At 30.1% G+C, this 21,641-nt stretch carries 15 protein-coding genes; 13 read left to right on the forward strand and 2 right to left on the reverse strand.

Going from position 1 to position 21,641, the window contains the following annotated elements; translation table 4 throughout:
* Nucleotides 1-888 precede the first annotated feature (888 nt).
* From oppB to CXP39_RS01085, 3 genes are read left to right on the forward strand one after another with little or no spacing between them, the layout of a single operon-like run.
* The gene (oppB, locus tag CXP39_RS01075) at nucleotides 889-2,112 is read left to right on the forward strand and encodes an oligopeptide ABC transporter permease OppB (protein ID WP_051591895.1); all 1,224 of its coding nucleotides are present in this window, start codon (nucleotides 889-891) and stop codon (nucleotides 2,110-2,112) included.
* Nucleotides 2,113-2,120: 8 nt separating this feature from the next.
* Nucleotides 2,121-3,080 (forward strand): oligopeptide ABC transporter permease OppC, encoded by a 960-nt coding sequence (gene oppC, locus CXP39_RS01080; RefSeq protein ID WP_027048501.1) that lies wholly within the window; start codon nucleotides 2,121-2,123, stop codon nucleotides 3,078-3,080.
* 17 nt (nucleotides 3,081-3,097) lie between these two features.
* Nucleotides 3,098-5,545, forward strand: a complete 2,448-nt coding sequence (locus tag CXP39_RS01085; protein WP_027048502.1) for an ABC transporter substrate-binding protein — start codon at nucleotides 3,098-3,100, stop codon at nucleotides 5,543-5,545.
* A gap of 116 nt (nucleotides 5,546-5,661) precedes the next feature.
* On the opposite strand, the gene CXP39_RS01090 is transcribed toward CXP39_RS01085, so the two are convergent.
* Nucleotides 5,662-6,144: a hypothetical protein gene (locus CXP39_RS01090; protein WP_027048503.1), complete on the reverse strand. Its 483-nt coding sequence runs from the start codon at nucleotides 6,142-6,144 to the stop codon at nucleotides 5,662-5,664.
* Nucleotides 6,145-6,209: 65 nt separating this feature from the next.
* Between CXP39_RS01090 and oppD the strand changes: the two genes are divergently transcribed.
* Entirely contained in the window at nucleotides 6,210-7,985 is a 1,776-nt protein-coding gene (gene oppD, locus CXP39_RS01095; RefSeq protein ID WP_051591896.1) for an oligopeptide ABC transporter ATP-binding protein OppD, read from the forward strand.
* The gene (oppF, locus tag CXP39_RS04075) at nucleotides 7,985-9,922 is read left to right on the forward strand and encodes an oligopeptide ABC transporter ATP-binding protein OppF (protein ID WP_027048504.1); all 1,938 of its coding nucleotides are present in this window, start codon (nucleotides 7,985-7,987) and stop codon (nucleotides 9,920-9,922) included. Before oppD ends, oppF begins: the two co-directional genes overlap by 1 nt.
* A 211-nt stretch (nucleotides 9,923-10,133) precedes the next feature.
* Here the strand turns inward: oppF and rpmB are convergent, their stop codons facing one another.
* Complete coding sequence (rpmB, locus tag CXP39_RS01105) at nucleotides 10,134-10,334, reverse strand: 50S ribosomal protein L28 (protein WP_027048505.1); 201 nt, start codon at nucleotides 10,332-10,334, stop codon at nucleotides 10,134-10,136.
* A gap of 193 nt (nucleotides 10,335-10,527) precedes the next feature.
* On the opposite strand from rpmB, the gene CXP39_RS01110 reads away from it, so the two are divergent.
* The 8 genes from CXP39_RS01110 (at nucleotide 10,528) to pstA (ending at nucleotide 21,634) form a co-directional block, all read left to right on the forward strand.
* Nucleotides 10,528-10,839 carry an Asp23/Gls24 family envelope stress response protein gene (locus tag CXP39_RS01110; RefSeq protein WP_027048506.1) on the forward strand — a complete coding sequence of 104 codons (312 nt, stop codon included), beginning with the start codon at nucleotides 10,528-10,530 and terminating at the stop codon, nucleotides 10,837-10,839.
* 46 nt (nucleotides 10,840-10,885) lie between these two features.
* Nucleotides 10,886-12,541, forward strand: a complete 1,656-nt coding sequence (locus CXP39_RS01115; protein WP_027048507.1) for a DAK2 domain-containing protein — start codon at nucleotides 10,886-10,888, stop codon at nucleotides 12,539-12,541.
* Nucleotides 12,542-12,607: 66 nt separating this feature from the next.
* Nucleotides 12,608-13,609: a phosphate acyltransferase PlsX gene (gene plsX, locus CXP39_RS01120; protein WP_027048508.1), complete on the forward strand. Its 1,002-nt coding sequence runs from the start codon at nucleotides 12,608-12,610 to the stop codon at nucleotides 13,607-13,609.
* A gap of 3 nt (nucleotides 13,610-13,612) precedes the next feature.
* Entirely contained in the window at nucleotides 13,613-14,302 is a 690-nt protein-coding gene (rnc, locus tag CXP39_RS01125; RefSeq protein WP_027048509.1) for a ribonuclease III, read from the forward strand.
* Between the two features lie 16 nt (nucleotides 14,303-14,318).
* Nucleotides 14,319-15,113, forward strand: a complete 795-nt coding sequence (gene proC, locus CXP39_RS01130) for a pyrroline-5-carboxylate reductase (protein ID WP_027048510.1) — start codon at nucleotides 14,319-14,321, stop codon at nucleotides 15,111-15,113.
* A gap of 115 nt (nucleotides 15,114-15,228) precedes the next feature.
* Complete coding sequence (locus CXP39_RS01135; protein ID WP_027048511.1) at nucleotides 15,229-18,198, forward strand: AAA family ATPase; 2,970 nt, start codon at nucleotides 15,229-15,231, stop codon at nucleotides 18,196-18,198.
* Nucleotides 18,199-18,284: 86 nt separating this feature from the next.
* Nucleotides 18,285-19,487 carry a phosphate ABC transporter substrate-binding protein gene (ptsS, locus tag CXP39_RS01140; protein ID WP_027048512.1) on the forward strand — a complete coding sequence of 401 codons (1,203 nt, stop codon included), beginning with the start codon at nucleotides 18,285-18,287 and terminating at the stop codon, nucleotides 19,485-19,487.
* A gap of 29 nt (nucleotides 19,488-19,516) precedes the next feature.
* Nucleotides 19,517-21,634 carry a phosphate ABC transporter permease PstA gene (pstA, locus tag CXP39_RS01145; RefSeq protein WP_084497595.1) on the forward strand — a complete coding sequence of 706 codons (2,118 nt, stop codon included), beginning with the start codon at nucleotides 19,517-19,519 and terminating at the stop codon, nucleotides 21,632-21,634.
* Nucleotides 21,635-21,641: the final 7 nt, after the last annotated feature.

Consider the following 21,641-nt stretch of genomic DNA (forward strand, 5'->3'; position numbering starts at 1 on the left):
AATTTGATTAACGCAATTTAAATTAAATAATTTTTATATAACATATCTCCGCTTTATATTAACAAATTGGGTATTTCACTTCTTGCAAAAATAGTTATTTACTTTGTAAATAATGCAATATTACATCTATAACTGCTTTGTATAAAATTAAAATGCTCATGTCAAATTACTTTTTTGTATAAAAAAATTTTTTGATTCTAGTAAATATTTTGTTGGTGCTTTTTTAGTAAAGGTTAATTACTATTATTCATATTAAAGTCTTTAGGCTTCAATCGGGTACAAACTATTTTTCGTTTAAAAACAGAACTGCAACAGCAGCAAATAATTAATATATGTTTGTAGTTTCATTCTTAAACCGTGCCAAGATATTGATCTAAGTTTTTATTTGTAATACCCAAATAAAAATTTTGTCTTTTGATAAAAAAACAAAAAAAACAAAAAAATCACACTTTTATTTAATTTGTTGATACTATTACACATAAGATAAAGGAATCGCTTATGAAAAACACAGTTTTAAACAATGTTTATAGTACTTATAAAATTTGTAAAAAATGTTTTTCTGCGTTCTGATTATCTGCGAAAAATAATTTTTTTAATAGTTTAATGAATTTTGGCGACATGCAAATGGCATTCATCAAATTCATTTTTAATATAAATAATATCATTAATTTTAAGTAATTAATTATATTGAAAAACTTTAGAGGGCTATTTTTTAGTAGATAATTGGTATTTTAGCATACAATTTTCAAAATATAAATTACATAAAAATACAGATAAAAAATATAAAAATATCTTTAATAACAAATAGTTACTCAAAAAGCACAAAAAATAATAATATTTTAAACTAATTAATAATTTTTTTCGTCTACAAAATAAAGAGGGAAGGAGATGTTAGATTTGACTGAAAAATCAAAAGAATTGGATATAGCTCAATTAATTGATGAAGTTAGTTCATCAGTTCATGAAACAAAAAATGCCAACAGCATTTTCCAAAGAGTGCCGTATTATTTTAATAAATGAAAAGAAAAAATTGATGAATTTAAAAAGCACTATCCATTGCTAACTTATTCAGTAAAAAGAATTGTTCTTTCAATTATTACAGTTTATGTAACTATAGCCATTGTCTATTGTATGTTAAATTTTATTATTTCGGATTCAACATTTACATTAGATTTAAATGACAAATTAATTGCGCAAAATGGTGGAGTAAATGGTGAATGATATCAAAACATCTTAAGAAGCCGAAAAGCTAAATTAGGTGTTGATAAACCATTAATTACACAAATATTATATTACTGAAGAAATATTACACCAATTATTCCCAAAAAGATTGAAATAATTTCTTCTCAACCGGGAGATCCAATTACAACTTATGAAACAGTAACAAAATGATTTTACTTAGGTTTATCACTTAGCAGGGATGTTGCTGGCCAATTCGGAAAACCTATTTCAGGGATATTTGCAAAAGCAATGCCACTTTCATTTTTAGTAGGTGGTACGGGTACCCTATTATCATTTTTTGTTGGTATACCATTAGGTATTTTATTAGCAAGGAAAAAAGATAAGCCATTGGATACGATAATTACGACAATAACATTAGCACTAATAGCTATTCCTGTTTTGGTTATCATAGTTCCATTCTATCAATTTACACTTATATTTTTAGGTAGCAAAACAAGTTGGGATAGTCTTTCAACAATACATAAAGCGTTTCCAATAATAGCAATTATGTTACTAGTTACACCTGGAATAATTATTGAAACAAGAAGACTTGTTATTGACGAAATGACAGCTGACTATACCAAATTTGCAAACTCAAAAGGGTTAAGTGAAACTTATGTATTTTATGTTCACGTATTTAGAAATGCATTTATTAGAATGGTTAGAAATATACCAACAATATTTTTGTTCACAATTTTTGGTTCAAGTATTTTAATTGAAACAATGTGACAAATGAAGGGTATGAGCTATTACATGGTTAGAGCCATCAAATTTACAGATGTCTTCACGGTTTTAGGTTTTGCTACACTTTCAGCATCTTTAGGAATTATAACTACATTAATTGGAGATTTATTGCTAGCAATACTTGATCCAAGAGTTAGCTTGAAATAGGGGGATAAATGAAAAATATTGACATTAAAAACATAGATATTAATAATTTAGACTCTAGATTATTTGAAGTTGTAGGTGATGATTTACAATCAGCAGAACAAATTTATACAAAGCCATACAAATACTGAAACACTGTATTAAAAAAAATATTAAAAAGTTATACTTTCATGATTTGCGCGTCTATACTATTAATTTTTATAATAATGACTTGCACAGTTGCTTTAGGAGAAAAAGCAGTGCCGGAAATAAACACTTCAAATGCCAATAAACTGCCATCTTGAGAGCATTGATTTGGAACTGGAAGTAAAGGTGAAGATTTATGAAACAAAGTTTGAATAGGATCTAGAAGTACTATGATATTTGCATTACTTGTGTTTTCTATTCAAGCTGCATTGGGAATCTTAATTGGATCGATTTGAGGATTTTATAGAAAAGTGGATTTACTTTTTCTAGAAATTGTTAGATTCTTAACAGCAATACCAACACTTATTTTCTGATTGGTAATTATATTTATTTTTGACAAGGGTATGGCAACGATTGTTTTTGCTATTTCTATAACCAGTTGAATTGGTCTAGCCTCTTTAATCAGAATTCAAATTATTTTAACTAGAAATTCTGAATATAATACTGCTTCAAAGGTTTTGGGTTCAAATGGACCAAGAATTATTAGAAAAAATATTATGCCAAAAATATTACCAATAATAATACAAACATGTGCGTTTGTCATTCCTGAAGCTATTGCTATTGATTCAACATTAGCATATTTAGGTTTTGGATTTATTCCACAAAACAATAATTCAGTTGCATCACTTGGGTCTATTCTAAATGAAACACTTGAGGGTACAGCATGACAGTCATATCCGCACTTATTAATAATTCCACTAATGATAGTTGGGGGAATATCACTAGTATTTTATTTAATTGGTAAAGTATTAGCGGATTCATTGGATCCAAAAACTCATAGATAATAAAAGGAGATAAAAACATGAGTCAATTAAACAATAAAAACAAATATCGTGGTCTTGCGTTCTTATTAGCAGCCAGTTTAGTAGTTTCTTCTGCATCAATTGCAGTAGTTTCTTGTGGCGGAGCTATTACTTTAGATAAAATTCTTCAAAGAAGAAGAGATACAACAAAATTAACATTAGCGTATAATACACCTGTTGAAAGTTGAAATACAGCTCACAGTCAAAACCAAGGTGATAGTGAATTTTTAGCTAACCTATATGCTGGAGCATTGGGAATTGATGAATATGGTAGAACATATGGTGATGTTTTCACATCAGGTTATGCTGATGAAAATGGAGATAGTCCTTATGTTGGTAACCCTAAACCCGAAACAAAATTGACAGTTGCTGAAGATGAGGGTGCATCAACATTTGACCCAAGTGTTTGAAAATACGAAATTCGTGATAATGCAAAATGATACAAAAAAGATGGGTCTGAAATTAGAAACATTAAATCATCTGATTTTGTAAATACAGCGAAATATGTTCTAGATAAATCAAAGGGGTCAGATCTTACAATGCTTTGAGAAACATTTATTTTAAATGTTAAACCTGTTTCTGCACTGTATTCTGCTTACTTAGATTTACCAAAAGAAAACGGATTAGATGAAAAACTAACCGGTGAAGAATTAATTAGTGCTGCTTGAGAAAAAGCTATTAAAGCTGTTGAAGCAAAGCAAGATGTGGCATATAAATCAAAGGATAGCGACGGGAAAGTTGAAAGTAGAACTATAAATGGGGATGATATCTCTGATGGTGGATTTGGTCTGAAAACATTTGCTGACGATGACAAAAAAGTTGAATTTCACTTAAGCAAACCTTCAACATACTTTGAAACAGTTTTAACATATGGATCATTCACTCCAATTTTTTCAGCGAATGTTGATAAGTTAGAGAATGGCCCAATTGATGCTTATAGTGGAGCTTATTTACCTGATTCAATTGATGGAGATAACAAGAAACTAGTCAAAAATGAAAAATACCATTTTGCTTCAAAAACTTCAATAAAAGAAATTAATTGAAAATATTTAGCAAATCCATCATCATCAACTGCAAGACAAATGTTTGAAGCCGGTGAAATTGATGCATTCGGTGTTAAGCAAACTGATGAGAAAGGTTGAAGTACATACATTGGCAGCAATTCATTAGACCCAAGCTTTACAGGGGTTTTCTCAACAGAACCTGTTGAAGACTTCTCTTTTGGAATTATTTACAATTTCTTTAATTCAGCAGGATCAGAAGGAAATAAAAAAGCAACATCTGCTTCAAAAGTTCTACAATTAACTGCTGCTAGAGAATTATTGGCGACAGGTATCAATAGAACTGACTTTGTTAAATATTACAGTGAAAAGTTTGACGAGCCAAATACCAAAGTGTCTAAAAACATTAGAAACATTTATACATCGCCAAACTTTGCAATTAATCCAGAAGGAATAGATGCAAAAGGCGAAGTTATTGCAAAAGATTATACAGAATATGTAAAAGAGCAAGTTGAAACAATAACTGAATCAAAAGTAAAAGCAGCAGATGTAAATGAGGGTAATGATCCTCTATATGAAAACTCAGAAAATTTGAATGGTAAAACAAGAGGACAATTGGTTAAAGAAGTTAGAGACTTTATTGATAATGAAACTAACAAAATTCAAAAAACATCAGATGGCAAAGTTGAATTAGTTTGGTTGCTAAGTCCAGATAACGGTCCAATTAACCCTTATTTAGTTTCAATGTTTGATAGGTTCAATGGTATAACAGATAATCCCTTAAAAATTAATGGAGTTGTAACAAATACACAACAAGAATGAACTAAAAAAATGAGAGCTGGAGAGTTTGATTTAATGTCAAGTGGATGAGGACCAGATTACGCTGATCCATACAGTTACTTGGCAACTTATAAAATTGATGGTGATTATAGTGCATATAGTGGAACAAGAAGACTTACTGACACAGTTGCTGGCAAAGACAAAAAAGAATATAATGAATCTCTTGCTAAAGATTCGCCTGTATATTCAACAGCAACAAAAGAATTTTATGAAACATTATCAAAATATGATGAGGCAGTAGAACAAATTGATTTAGGTGAAACAGTTAGTGATGATGGTGTTCAAACAACAGAAAATAGATATAAAGCTTTTGCTCAACAAGAAGTTAACTTAATTTATAAAGATTTCTTGATGACACCATTTTATAACAGAAACCAATACAAAGAATACAAAGTTTCATACGTAAAACCATATACATATGGAAATGCGATTTTTGGCTTATCATCAGGTAGACTATTCACACAGCAAAAGTCATCTTCAATTGCAACAAAAGAAGAGTACGTATACCAAATTGAACAATACAAATTAGTTAAAGAAGCAATTGCTGCCAGACCTTCAACAGGTAAATCAAGCAACATATTCTATCAAGCTAAAAAAAATAATTAATTTGTTGTTCCTATAATATAATAAAGCAAGATTTATAAAACTTGTTTTATTTTTCAATTATGTGATCTTAAATAATCGCACAATTGAAAAATAAAAACACCATGAGGTGTTAAAAATTAAACAAGCAAACTTATAAGCATAGCTACAAATAAAATCGTAGAAATAAGAATAAATATTTTTGAAATTCGTCTACTCAATCCCTCTTGTTCATCAAGAGTTGAATCATATCTTTTAAAAGTATTGTTAAAATACTTGGCTGTACGTTTGTTTCTAATAAAACCATTCAGTAAAAACAATGCCAAAAAAATTAAGAAGCCTGTAGTAAATAAAATTTCAATATAGTTTTTAGAACTATCAAATGCAAATTGATTTATTAGAATTGCAATAGCTATATAAATTGCAGAAACAAATACAATAGTCAAATAATCATATCAGCGTAATTTTTTAGCAGAAAGAAATTTAATATGCTTATAATCAGATTTTGCTTCGTGCCTATCAATTTTCTCATTAATCTGCTGTTTTATACTATTTTTTCTAAATTCACTGATTTCTTTATTAATTTTTCTTGAACTAGAATTAGAACTTTTATTTTTACTCATTTCATACCTCACTAAAACAATTTTAAATTAATTTAATATCAATCATTATAAAAAAGGAGAAAAAAATGTCAAACAAAAGAAAAAAAATACTTTCAGTAAAAAATTTGGAAGTAAAATTTAGAGTTAGAAGTCGTGTCCTTACCGCCATTAGAAATGTTTCATTTGATTTGTATGATGGAGAAATACTAGCTTTGGTTGGTGAATCTGGGTCAGGTAAATCAGTAATAACAAAAACATTTACAGGAATGTTAGAGTCTAATGGATGAATCAATGATGGGTCAATTGTTTATATGCCTAATCAAAAAACTATTGATGACAAAATTTCATATTTTAAAAAGCCATTAGATATTGTAAACATTGAAAAGAAGTTAGTTGCAAAAGATGTAATAAAATTTATTAAACAAAAAAATAATAAAAAAGTTAAAGAACTCAATGCTCAAATATCAAAACTTGAAAAGATCTCAACAAATAATTTTAGTCAGGCAAAGGAAATTAAATTAATTAATAGTGAAATTGAAAAATTAAGATTATCTATAGAAAAAAATAAGGACGCCGCGAAAGAATTTACAAAAAGAAATCAGGCAGCTAAAGTTACAAAAGACGAAAATAAACTTAAAGATTTGGAATTAAGAAAAACAACTATATTAGATCCTAGACTTCAAAAAGAAGAAATCAAAAAGTTACAAAAAAATGTGATTGATTTACAAGTTGAAATTGATAAGGTAACAGATCTGAGTTTTAAAGATCAGGCTATGATCAAAGAAATAATCGCTACTATCGAAAGTTTTATTGAAACAAGAAAGCAAGTTTCTTCAATTGAAGCTGAAAAAATTAATACTTATTTCAAAGAAAAACGCTATTCAACTAAATTTGAAATGGAGTTAAAAGAGCTTATAGAGTCAATAGTTCAAAGAAATGAAGTTGATGAAGAGCATTTTTCGAACATAATGTTTGATTGAAAAGAAGTTCTTAATACCAAGGCAAAAACCAAGGCAAATAAGTTAATTAGAGAGATTAGAGGGAAAACAATTGCAACAGTTTTTCAAGACCCAATGACATCATTAAATCCCTTATTGACAGTAGGATTCCAGATTACTGAAGTACTTATTAAGCAATTAAAAATGACGCGTGAAGAAGCCAAGAAAGAAGCGATTAAATTATTAACTCAGGTGGGCATTTCAAATCCCAAATCACGTTATAAAGATGTTCCAGGTCAATATTCAGGTGGAATGAGACAACGTGTTGTTATTGCGATTGCATTAGCTTGTAGACCAAAAGTATTAATTTGTGATGAACCGACAACGGCCCTAGATGTCACAATTCAAGCTCAAATTTTGAAACTAATTAAGGAATTGCAAAAGGAGTATAATTTTTCAGTTATTTTCATTACTCACGATTTAGGAGTTGTTGCAAATATTTCTGATCGAGTTGCTGTTATGTATGCTGGACAAATTGTTGAAATTGGAACTACACAAGAAATATTTGAAAATGCTAAGCATCCATACACATGAGCACTATTATTATCGTTACCTCAATTAGGAACCAAAGGAGAGGATCTATATTCAATTGGGGGAGTTCCACCAAGTTTGTTTGCTCAAATTGAGGGAGATGCATTTGCACCAAGAAATAAATATGCCTTGGCAATCGATTATATTTTGGAACCCCCAATGTTTAAAGTTTCAGAAACTCATTATGCAAAAACATGATTGTTACATGAAAAAGCAGATAAAAATATTGGTCCCAAAAACCAGATTAAAAAAACTCAAATTAATGGTTCTAAAAAAACAGCTGAGACAAGATCAAAGAAAACCTCACCAGCGTCAAAAGGAGATACAAAATAATGTTAAAAAATGATAAAGACGTACTATTAAATGTTAGAGATCTAGTTATTGAATTCCGTAATAAAGGAAAGAAATTTAAAGCTGTTAAAGGGGCTAATTTTGACATTTATAAACAAGAAATATTTGGATTAGTTGGTGAATCAGGTTCTGGTAAGACAACAATTGGTAGAGCAATTGCTGGTGTGCAAGCAATTGCTGATGGTTCTGTTTATCTTGATGATGAATTGGTTGCTGGAGAGGCAACTTCGCTATATAAACTTAATAAAGACATGTATAAAAAAATTAAACTAATACAATCTAAATACGCTGTTAATTCGCACTATATAGATAAAATTATTTTAAAGGTCAAAGATTCTTATCAAAATTTTAAAGGCAAGGAAGAGGGAATAAAAGATGTTAAATGGAGAACAGCATTTGCTTATTCAAATATTAGTCTTGTGCATAGGTTAACTAAGGATAATTTAAAATACGTTAATGAAATAATTAAAAATTTCAAAAGAATTAATCAGTTTGTAGTTAACATCCATGAATATATTCCTGAAATATCATCTAAATTAGAGGAATCCATTTTAGCAAAAAATACAGATACATTAGACATTGTGTTAAAGCTGAAAAATAAAATGAGTTTAGATTTTTTCGATTTGGATGAAATCAAAAAGAAAATTAAAGAATCAAGAAAAGCCAAAAATTATGCAAATTTTGAAAACTTAATCAAATTTGTTTTTGAAAAATTGAGACTGATTAAGGAAAATACCGATCGAATTTCAAGAAGAATTAAAATTGCTATAACCTTGGAAGAACAAAATTTGGACTTGTCTTCTCCTACAAAAAATAGGGGTAAATTGATTGAAAAGTATAAAAATAAAATTTATGTATCACATCAAGATTTAAATAAAGCCTATATTTCAATTAAAAAAAATTCTGAAATTAAAATATCAAGCAAAATCAAAAAAGTTCTAGAAAATCAAAAAGATGATGATAAAGTCAAAGAAAAAATAAATGATTTGGATATAATTTTTGAATATAATAGTTGATTGGAACCAGAAAGGGTTTTAACAGAGAGACAAATCAACACAATTGTTGAATTGATTAATTATTTAAAATTACCGTCAATTGATGAATTAGTTAGTAATTCATACTTGCTTTCAAAACCATCAAAAGAACAGAAAAGAGCGAACAGAAAAAATATTCAAATGATTTTTCAAGATCCTGGTTCTTCGCTAAATGAAAGAATGTCAGTTGAGGAAGTCATTGCTGAAGGCTTAGAAAACTTTCCTGAATTGTACAAATCAGAAGAAGCTCGTTTAGATTATGTAAAATATTTTAATCAGCTGAATCCCGACAATAAAATAACAATAGACAAAATTGAAAAAGATAATGACGTTAAAAAGCATATTATCTTAAAATTAATAAGATCTGTTGGATTATTGCCAGAGCACTTGTCACGTTATCCTCATGAATTTTCAGGAGGACAAAAACAGCGTGTTGGAATAGCTAGAAGTCTAGCTTTGAAACCAAAAATTATTATTGCTGATGAACCAATTTCAGCACTAGATGTTTCAATTAGAGCTCAAGTCTTAAATTTATTTCAATTATTCAAAAAAGAGTACAATTTGACATATCTATTTGTTACTCATGATTTATCGGTTGTCAAGTTTATTGCTGATAGAATTGCAGTTATCTATCATGGTGATATTGTTGAACTTGCGCAAGCAGAAGAATTATTTAAAAATCCTCTACACCCTTATACAAAATCGCTGTTGTCAGCAATTCCTCAACCAGATCCAAACTATAACTTTGATGAAAATTTAATAATTTACAACCCCGAAGTTGAGCATCATGACTATATTTTTGATCTACCTGAGTTTACTGAAGTTAGAGAAAATCATTATGTCTTGGCCAATAAACGTGAGTTAAAAGAGTTACTTAAAAAATAAGCAAAAACAACGTCCTTGAGGCGTTTTTTATTTTTCTTGCAGTGTTTGAAAAAAAACTTTATGCATAAAACTTGCTTGGCATATTTATGAAATTGATAATCAAGTTCATTAATAGTAACAAAAAAGTATCCTAATGAAAATAAGATTTATTCTTATTTTTATTAAAATACTCATTGTTGTGGTATCCCACAATTAGCTTTTTTTATTTTTATTAACCTACAACTTTATCTTGCTTTTTAAGAGTTCTTAAAGTTCTAGCTGAAACTTTAATTGTGAAAACTCTACCATCTTCATCCATTACTTTAATTTTTTGTAAATTTAAATTTCATTTTCTTCTGGTAGCGTTTAAAGCGTGTGATCTAGAATTCCCTGAAAGAGCACCTTTACCAGTTAATGTATCTTTTCTTGCCATGTTGTTTCACCTACACTTTTTCTTTTTATATACTTGTAGATATTACTAAATATATTTAATAAATACAATACCAAAACTGCTGTTTACAAAATATTTTTTAAAAAAAATAAAAACAACATTATTTTAAAACTATTTCGTATTATTTAATATATATAAATATGCTAAAATAAATAAATGAAAGTCAGGTGATTTTGTGAATAATATTGATAAATCAGTTATAAAGGTTATCAAGGACGCTGTAGTTACAGTTCCTGGAGTCGCATCTTTTGCAAACTACAATGCAGAGAACACTTCAGAGCTTGCTTCTCGTGAAATTGATAATGCCATTGAATTCACAAACACAGACAACGTAACACGTTTTAGAATCCATGTGGTTTTAATTCAAGGAGTTAACATTAGAGATGTAATGAACGAAATTCAAATTCGTGTAAAGTATGAGTTAGAAAAAATTTCAAAATTTACTGTTAAGTATATGGTCGATGTTGCCATAGATGATTTAATGTAATTTTAGTTTGTAAAAAAATAAAATAAAATATTTAGGTGAAGAAAAAATGGAAAAAATAAATTTATTGATGAATATGATTGTAAGCGGTGTCAACAACTTGTATAACAATTATCCTCATATTGACAAGTTAAATGTTTTCCCAGTACCAGATGGAGATACAGGGACTAACATGAATTTGACAGCCAATAATGGATATGATGATGTTAAAGATAATCACTATGAAACTATCGGGTCTTATTTATCGGCTTTTTCAAGAGGACTTATTATGGGAGCAAGAGGTAACTCAGGGGTTATCTTTTCACAAATTATTAAGGGACTATCAAGAGGAATGCAAGATTCAACTGAACTAAATGTTGAAGAATGACAGAATGGTTTTAGAGAAGCCAAAGAAATTGCTTACAAGGCAGTTATGAAGCCTGTTGAGGGAACAATTTTAACAGTGATTCGTGAAATTAGTGAGGCAGCTGATCAAATTGATCCAGCAATCGATTTAAAGGATTTTTGAAATCAAATTATTGAGGCTGGTAACGTTTCACTTGAAAATACTCCCAATCTTTTGCAAGCTTTAAAAGATGTAGGAGTTGTTGACTCAGGAGCTTATGGATTAGTTAAATTTTTAGAAGGAATGAACAGCGTAGTTCAAACTGGTGAAATTGTTGAGCGTCTTTCAAAATTGGAGACAAATGAAGGTGGAAATATCGAAATGGATATTGAAGGCGAATTTGGATATTGTACTGAAGGAGTAATTATTTTAAATCCGGAGTGGATTGATAAATTGCAAATTAATACTATTCGTGATCAACTACAAGTTTATGGAAATACATCTATGGTTGTTGTTATTGATGAAGAAATTTTAAAAGTGCATACTCATGCATTATCTCCGGGACAAGTTTTGATGTTTTTACAACAGTATGGAGATTTTAAAACTGTTAAAGTTGAAAATATGAATTTACAGGCTGACAAGCAGGTGCAAGGTGGAAATCCAAACGTTAATAAGTCATGAAAAGAAACAACAAGTATTAAAATTGAGCGTAATCTTAAAAATGCGGTTGCAACTATTGCAGTTGTTTCATCTGAAGAAATGAAGCGTTATTTTGAAAATGAACTAGGAGTTGATTTGGCAATTAATGGAGGATCAAAAATGAATCCTTCAACAAATGATTTCATTAAAGCAATTGAAGAAGTTGATGCTAAAACTGTGTTTATTATGCCAAATAATAGCAACGTTCTATTAACTGCTAAACAAGCAGAAAAAGAAGAAACTAAATCTAAAATTTATGTTATTCCAACTAAAACAATTCAACAGGGAATGGCATCGGCTTTAAGTTTTGATCCAAGTGCTTCATCAATTAGAAATAGTACAGCACTATCAAAAGCAATTAAAAATGTAACTTCATTTAGTGTTTCAAGAGCTGCTAAAGATTCTGTAGTTGACGGAATAAAAGTTAAAAAAAGCTCTCAAATGGCAATTGTTGATGGAAAAATTGTTGGAACTGCTTTAACTCTTAAAGCTTTATTTGAAAAAGAACTTGGTAAATGTATTACATCAAAAACCGAAATTTTGACAATTTTTATTGGTCAAGATGCTGATGCAAAGAGCGTAAGTGAACTTAGAAAATATCTTGATGAAAACTTTGATGTTGAGTATGAAATTGTTGAAGGTGGTCAAAAAATTTATAGCTTCATTATTGGAATTGAATAATATTAAAACCCCTAATTTTTTAGGGGTTTTAATATATAATTAAATAAAAAGAAAGAAGGTCTTTGTATGTACAAAATTGCATTTGACGTAATGGGTTCAGATAAGGGAGCAACTGTTGCTATTCAAGCAGCTGTTGAGTTCTTAAAGACTAAAACTAACTTAAAATTAATTTTTATTGGAAATGAGCAAGAAATTAAGCAAGCTCTTGTAAATAATGGTGGATTAGATGATTCACAATACGAAATTTTAGCAACAACAGAAATAATTGATATGGATGGATCGATTATGGATGTTCGTCGTAAAAAAGATGCTTCACTTGTTAGAGCATTGGAACTCGTTAAAGAGCAAAAAGTAGACGCAATGTTAACTGGAGGAAATTCAGCAGCATTTATTGCTGGAGCACATTTTATTTTAGGAGAATTTGAAGGTGTTACTCGACCTGGGTTCATGCCAACAATGCCAACCTTGACTCCAGGAGTAACAACATTAATGTTAGATGTTGGAGCAAATGTTGAAAATACGGCCGAGGATTTATTAGGTTACGCAAAAATGGCCTCAATATATTCTCGTGAAGTTCAAGGAGTTAAAAGTCCCCGAATTGGTTTAATGAATATTGGAGAAGAAGCATCAAAAGGACGGGACTTGCAAAAAGAAGCTTATCAGTTATTAAAAGCTGATAAAAGTTTAAACTTTGTCGGAAATATTGAGTCAAGAGAAATGACAACAGGAGTTGTTGAGGTTTTAGTAGCAGACGGATATTCAGGAAACATTGCATTGAAAGCAATGGAAGGAATGGGTAAAAATATTTTAAGGGGAATTAAAGAATCTTTAACAAAAAATTTGTATCGCAAATTGCATGCTTTGGCTTTAAAAAAGGCTTTTAAAGAGTTTGGAAATCGTTTTGATTATAAAAATTACGCTGGAGCAATTTTAATTGGAGTCAACGGAATTATTTTTAAATCTCATGGTTCAAGTGATGTCCAATCTTTTAAGGCAACTTTAAGAATGACTTTGGAAGCCGTAGAAAATGATGTTTTAACAAAAATGAAAAAGGGTATGGCTGAGTAATTTATGACAATTCAAGAGTTTTTACTAAGGTTTAAAATTATACCCAAAAATAATCGTTTGTATGAAGAAGCAGTTACACATAATTCTTATGCTAATGAAAGTCATTTAAAATATACTTATCAAAGATTGGAATTTTTGGGAGACGCAATTTTACAAATGTATGTTAGTAAATATTTTTTTCTAAATCATCCCAAAAGTGCAGAAGGAATTTTGACAAAGAATCGTTCAAATGTTGTTCGGGAAGAATCGCTTGCGACAGTTGCTCGAGAAATTAACTTGGGAAGAATTATTCGTTTGGGTCAAGGAGAAATAAATTCAAAGGGTTATGATAAAGATTCAATTTTGGCAGATGTTTTTGAAGCATTTACAGCAGCTATTTATTTGGATCAAGGTGAAAAGGTTTTGTTAGAATGATTAACAGCAACTTTATTTGAATATATTTCACGTCCAGATTTTATTAAACAAGTTAAAGATCACAAATCTGAATTGCAAGAATTATTGCAAGCTGATAATCGCTGTGATCTAAAATACATTGTTGAAAAAGAACGTCATATTGAAAAAGATAATCGTACTGAATATACAGTTTCAGTTAATTTATCAGGTCAAAAATTTGGTTTTGGAAAAGGATTTTCAAAGCAGGAAGCTGAACAAAATGCAGCTAAGGATTGTTTACTAAAAATGAAAAAAGGCTAACCTTAAAAGGAGTATTATGAAAATTTTATTTATTGGAGTTGGGCATATGGCTGGTAGTTTGATTAAGGGAATTACTAAATCGACAAGCAATAAGAAATATGAAATTTATATTAATAATCGTGAATCTACAGTTGCTAAAGCTCAAGAATTAAATGTAAAACCGTTAGTTAACTTAGAAGATTTACAAAACGAGGGTATCGAAGTAATTGTTTTGGGAGTTCGTCCAGCACAACTAAAAGAAATTGCAATTGTTTTGGATCAATTTAATTTAACTAATGTAACAATCGTTTCAATGCTGAGTGGAATTTCTGCAGATAAGATTACTGAAGCTTTCGGAAGGCATCCAAAGTTGAAAATTGTTCGAATTATGCCAAATATTAACGCCGATATTACGAAATCTGTGACAGGAATTTGTGCCAATCACTATGGTGAAAAAAGCATTGACGAAGTTTTTGATATTTTCAGCAATTGTGGAAGCGTTGAAAAAATTAATGAAGATATTTTTTCTGAATTTACAATTAGTGGTGGATGTACTCCAGCCTATATTTTATTTTTCTTAAAAGCATTTGTAGACGCCGCAGTTAAATCAGGTTTAGAATATCAAACAGCTTTACGAACTATAATTGGATCATTTGAAGGAACAATTGCTAATTTAAAAAAATCTTCAAAAACCCCAGAAGCAATAATTGGTGAAATATGTGTACCAAATGGAGTAACAATTGAAGGAATTAAAGTTTTTGAAAATAGTAATTTAGAGAAAATTGTTTTTGAGGCATTTAATAAAGCCTTAAAAAAAGATAAAGAGCACTAAAAGCAAAGGATTAACCTTTGTCTTTTTTTATTCAAATTTCCTTATAAGCAATATTGTTTTGGTATAATTAGACCAATAAGTTAAATTTTATTTGACTAAGTATAGGAGATTTTACATGTTATTTTTACGACAAATTAGAGCACACGGATTTAAGTCATTTGCAGATCCAACTACATTAGATTTTACTCATGATATGATCGGAGTAGTAGGGCCAAATGGATCTGGTAAGTCAAATATTACTGATGCAATAAAATGAACACTTGCTGAACAATCAGCAAAATCATTGCGTGGTTCAAAAACTGATGATTTTGTTTTTTCGGGAAGTTCAGATCGTAAAGCAGCGGATTTTGCTGAAGTTACTTTGGTATTTGACAATCAAAAAAATATTTTTTCAACAGTTGATACTGAAATTGTAGAAATTACACGTAAATTTGTTAAAAAGACCCGTGAAAATGAATACTATATTAATGGACAAAGAGTAAAAACTCGTGATATTCAAGATATTGCTTTAGAATCTGGATTAACAAAGTCAAGTTTGGCAATTATTTCTCAAGGAACGATTTCTAATTTTGCAGAAGCCAAACCTGAAGCTCGTCGTGAAATTTTTGATGATGCTGCTGGAGTTGCTAAATACAAAAAACGTAAAAAGGAAACTTTGATTAAGTTAATTAGAACTCAAGAAAATTTAAATCGTTTGGAGGATATTACTTCTGAAATTGGCCGTCGCTTACCTTCTTTAGAAAAACAAGCTAAAAAAGCAGAATTATACAAAGAAAAAATTAAGGAATTACAATCAATTGAAATTTCAATTCTAGTAAAAGACATTAAAACAATTAAAGAACGTATTCAAGATTTGAGTTCTCAACGTAGCGTATTTCAAGAAAAAATTAAAACTTTGTCAAATGAAATTAATTTATCACAAGAAGAATTTGATTTAATGGTGAATGATTCATCTTCATCAGAAATGGAAATTAGTCAGCTAAATAATAAATTTCAAGAAATTATTCAACGCATTGGAAATTTAAAAGTTAAGAAACAAGAAGTTGAGGCACGTGAGGCTTCAAAAATTGATACAAAGGATGCTGATGAATTTAAAGCGATTCAGATTAAAAAGCAATTTGAAGAAACAAGAGTTCAATTGTCTTCTGAAAAAGATAAGGCTTTTAGACTAGAAGCACAAATCAATGAATTAAAAGAGCAATATGATTACTTATCATCAAAATATAATGATATTTATGATGAAATTGAGACAATTAGAAAAAATATCAGTCGTATTCAAATTCAAAAAGAACATAACGAAAATCAGCGTCAATCAACTCAATATGGAGCTAATCAGGGAGCCGATAATGTTATTAAACACGCAAGTAATATTGGAGGAGTAGTTGGAACTTTATTAAGCTTAGTTAAAGTTGAGCAGGCATACCAAACAGCGATTTCTGTTGTTGCCGGAGCATCAATGAATTCAGTTGTTATGAAATCAAACGTTGATGTTAAAAAGGCTGTTGAATTTTTAAAACGTAATAATGCTGGGCGTTGTACATTTTTACCTTTGGATTCTTTAAATCCTTCAGTAATTCAGGGAGCACAAAGAGCAGCAATTGAAAATGCTCGTGGTTTTATTGGTATTGCTAATGAGCTAGTAGCAATTGAAGCAAAATACCAAACAGCGCTGGACTATGCTTTAGGTACAATTATTGTTGTTGATACTTATGATTCAGCAACTGCTTTAGCAAAAAATATTAATTACCGTTTCAATATTGTAACTTTAGAAGGTGATAGAATTTTACCTCACGGAGCAATCGTTGGGGGAAAAACTAGAAGCCAAAATATTTTTAGTAGTCAATCTCAAACACAATCAAATTCTGAAGAATTAGAGCAAACTTTAGTGAGATTAGATGCTAAGGAAATTGAAAAAACTCGCGAATTGAATGATTTAAAATTACAGCGTGATCAATTACGAGATAACTTGAATGATAATCAAGCAATTATTAGAAATGCTAAACAAAATATTGAACAATACAGAGTGAAAACTAATGAGCTTTCAGAAGATTATCGAATTTTAACGGGCAATGACTTGTTGGGAAATAATCAAGACGATTCTAACGAATCTGAATCAATTAAATTTTCAAGACAAATTGCTAAATTAGAAAATGAACGTGATGAAATACAAACACGTCTAAATTTATTGTCAACTTCTCGTAATAAATATGTTGATCGCCAACGTGAATTAAATGAGCAAAATTCTGGAAAGCGTGCAGAATTAGATCATTTAAAAGATCAATCAGCGGCTGTTAGTTCAGAGCTAAGCGCCTTACAAGAGCGTTACATTGCAATTCTAAAACGTTTAGCTGAAGGTTACGGATTAACTGAAGAAGCCGCATTGGAAATGGAAACTGATGCTATTGAAAATGAGCAATATGCTCGTGAAAGAATTTTAGTTTTGGCATCAGAATTAAAAGATATTGGTAATATTAATATTGATGCAATTGAAGAATATAAAGTTGAGAAAGAGCGTTTTGACTATTATGATTTGCAAGTCAAAGAAATTCGTGAAGCAGCTGAAAAACTGCAAAGTATTATTATGGATATTGATATAGCGATGGAAACACAATTCAAGAAAGTTGTTGATGATGTTAACGCTGCATTACCAGAAGCCTTTGCTAAGTTGTTTGGCGGAGGAACTGCAGAGTTAATTTATACGGATCCAGAAAATATTTTAGAAACGGGAATTGATATTAAAGTTAATCCTCCCGGTAAAAAAATTAGCAACTTGAACTTGTTATCGGGTGGAGAAAAATCATTAGTTGCTTTATCAGTACTATTTTCAATTTTAAAAGTTAGACCACTTCCATTAGTTATTTTAGATGAGGCTGAAGCCCCTTTAGATCCAGCAAACGTTGAGCGTTTTGCTCGTTATATTAAATTATTTACAAGTGAAACTCAGTTTATCGTTGTTACCCACCGTGAAGGAACAATGGAAAATTGTGACATTCTATTTGGAGTGACCATGGAAACTAAGGGAATTACAAAAATTGTTAAAATTAAGCTTGTTGATGCTAAGGAAATGGTATCAAAAGAGGACTAAGCAAGTGCTTAGTTTTTATTTCTTAAAAGTATAAAATTACATATTTTTGATATAATTAAAATGTATGAAACTACAGGAGAACAGACATGAGTAAGAAAATATTTTTAGTGATTGTGGCTTTTTTAGGTACAATTATTGGATTATGAGTCTGGACATTTGTAGCACCAAGTAATTCAATTAGCATTGGAGGTTCAGCGTCAGTTGATCCGCTTATGCAACGACTAACTAATCAATATAAAAAAAATAATAAAACAAAATTTTCATATAGTTCGACTGGATCGGGATCAGGAATTACCAATGTTAAAAATGGTGTTTACAAGGCTGGTTTTATTTCAAAAGCGGTTCCGTCATCGGATAAGACATTTGAGGATTATAATTTAATTAATGATAATTCAAGTTTCTTCTTAAATAATGAAGAAAAAGATAAATCGCAAGAAGGATATTATAATTATTTAGTTAATAAACGTGAAAAAATTGAAAATGATAAAGAAAATATGCACTATGTAACTTTTGCACACGATTCAATTGTTTTTATTTATAACATTAAGGATTTAAATTTTGAGCCATTTGTTGGTCATCTAAAATTTGTGATTGATTCAGTGCAAACCTTTGAAGACAAGCAAAGTGAAGTCTTGCCAAAGCTAGATTCCCAAGCAATTGAAATTTTAAAAAGAATTTACGAAAACGATTCTCCAAATACTTTATGAACATGACAAGATCTAGCTTACTGATTGGCTGAAAATGAAAAAGAATCAGAAACCAAAGAAGATTTGATGGCAAAAGCAAAAAAAGTTTCGTCAAAGAAAATCATTCCTTATACAACAACTCCGGGTTCAGGAACGCGTTCATCATTTCAAACTATTACAAATAATCAAGTAACTCCGGGAGCGGCATCGCATGCCTATAATTCAAATGGAGCAATCTTTTCTCAAATAAATTACTCAGCAGGATCATTTGGATATTTATCAATGAATTATGCAATTAATACTCGAGATCATCAAAAATTTTCTAACCTTAAAACTGCAATAATTGCCAAAGACGGGGAAGAATATAATATTGCAGATACTAATCAAAATAATTGAGAACGCTATCCATTATATCGACCTTTTATTGGATTATTCAAAAGTTCTTACACAGAAGCAGAGTTAAAAATAATTGCCAACTTTATGTATTGGATGTCAAATTCTAAGGATGTTGAAGATATTTATGAACATGAATATTTAATCAAAGTTTTAAAATCGCAACCAATTGAGCAAAATGAAAATGTCTTATTGAATGAAAAGAAATAATTTATATATTTTTATAGAAAGAGGACCAGATGACGGAAACAACGAAGCTCCCTGATAACAATCTCTCGATTTCAGGAAAACGAAAAAATCCCCGCACTAAAACACCATTTGCTGGTAGAGTAACACAAACATTTGTTTATACTTTCACAGCAGTTGTCGCAATTATTTTGTTAATTTTGGTAGGTTTTGTAGCCTTAAAGTCTTCAAAATTATTTCAAAATACAAATTTTTGAGATTTTATTTTTAAAGGCAAATGAGATCCTGAAAACAATATTTTTGGAATAGGGACAATCATTTTAATGACAATTATGCTACTTTTAGTAGCAATGGTATTCGCTATTCCGATTACAATTTTTTCAACACTGTTTATTTCTGAATATTTATCAAAAAAGTATCAAAAAATTGTAATGACAATCGTTAAACTATTAGCAGGAATTCCATCAGTTGTATTTGGTTTATTTGCCAGAGAACATGTGGGAGCATTATTCCGTTTAATGGGAGCGCCTTCAAATGACAATTTAATGGTGGCAGGATTAACGATGGCCTTTATGGCGATTCCAACAATGGTAAGTCTAAGTTACAATGCCGTGCAAGCAGTTCCTGAGGGATACAGATTTGGATCATTAGGATTAGGAATTTCAAAAGAAAAAACAACATTTTCAATTGTTAGAAAGTCTGCATGAGCAAAAATTATTTCGGCAATCATTATGGGAATGAGTCGAGTAATTGGAGAAACAATGGCAATTATGATGATTGCTGGTAATTCAACTGGAGGCTTTAATACTACTGACGGAATTATTGGCTTCTTATTTTCATCAATTAGGACTTTAGCAGCAACCATTGGGTTGGAAATGTTAGAAAATAAGGGTCAACTTCATGAATCAGCATTATACGCAATTGGACTGTTCTTATTTATTTTAGTGTTTGTAATTAATTTATCAATTCTAATAATTTCTAATATTGATAACTGAAAACGTAATCGTCGTGCCAAACAAGAAGAAAAAATGGTTGCGGCTGGAAAAACTTCTAAGGCTTATCGTAATTATCGTAAGTACTCGTCATATGAACTTATTGAAATTGTCAATAACCGTTCGGAAAATAAAATATGCAAAAAAATGTATTCAGGATCGCTAATGATTGCAATGTGACTTTCAACAGCTCTCGTTATTTCATTTACTTTTTGAATATTAGGAACGGTTGCAATTCGTGGATTGGGTGGATTGGTCTATTCAGATGCGTTTCTATCTATTAATGGCCAAGCTGGAATATTAGCAGCTTTGTTAACAACAGTAATGCTAATTCTTGCAACATTAGTGTTTGCAGTGCCGCTTGCTTTAGGTGCAGCAATTTATTTATCTGAATACTCTCGTTCAAATTCCAAAGTTGTTAAAACTTTAAGATTTTCAATTGGGTTATTGGCGTCAACGCCATCAATTGTATTTGGAATATTTGGGTTGTCAGTATTTATTGTTTGAATGAAAATTCCCTTTAGTATTTTGGCAGCAGCGTTGACAATGACAATTGTAGTTTTGCCAATGTTGATTTCAAATTTTGAAGATGCTTTAACATCAGTGCCATCCTCGTATCGTGAAGCTGGAGCTGCTTTAGGAATGTCAAAAGTAAAAAGATTATTTAAAATTGTTTTACCAAATGCAATGGAAGGAATTATTACTGGAACAATTTTGGCAATGGCTAGAATTATTGGTGAATCCGCTCCAGTTTACTTAACGTTGGGAACTGCTATGCAATTGCCAACAGAAGGTTTCTTATCGAGTGGAGCTACATTGACTACGGGAATCTATATGTTATCAGCTGAAGCTGGACCAGGTCGTGGAGAAGCAATCGCTTATTTAATGTCATTAATGACAATTGTTTTAGTATTGACATTGAATTTTACTAGTGGACGTGTTTCAGCTCTTGTAACAGGGGCCAAGAGAACACCGTTAGTTTTAATTATTCGGGGTCAAATTTCTGCAGTGAAACATTATGACTATAAAATATCATTGGGACGTAAATTTAATAAGGTTAAGGCTGTTTATATTGTATTTATCAATCGATTGAAACCAAGTGTTGTTAAGGAAAAATGAACCAAATGAAGAGCTCGCAGAAAAGCATATAAAAAATTGAAAAAAGGAGAAAAATCATAATGAAAGA

Source organism: Mesoplasma syrphidae (genome assembly GCF_002843565.1).
Taxonomy (GTDB): domain Bacteria; phylum Bacillota_I; class Bacilli_A; order Mycoplasmatales; family Mycoplasmataceae; genus Tullyiplasma; species Tullyiplasma syrphidae.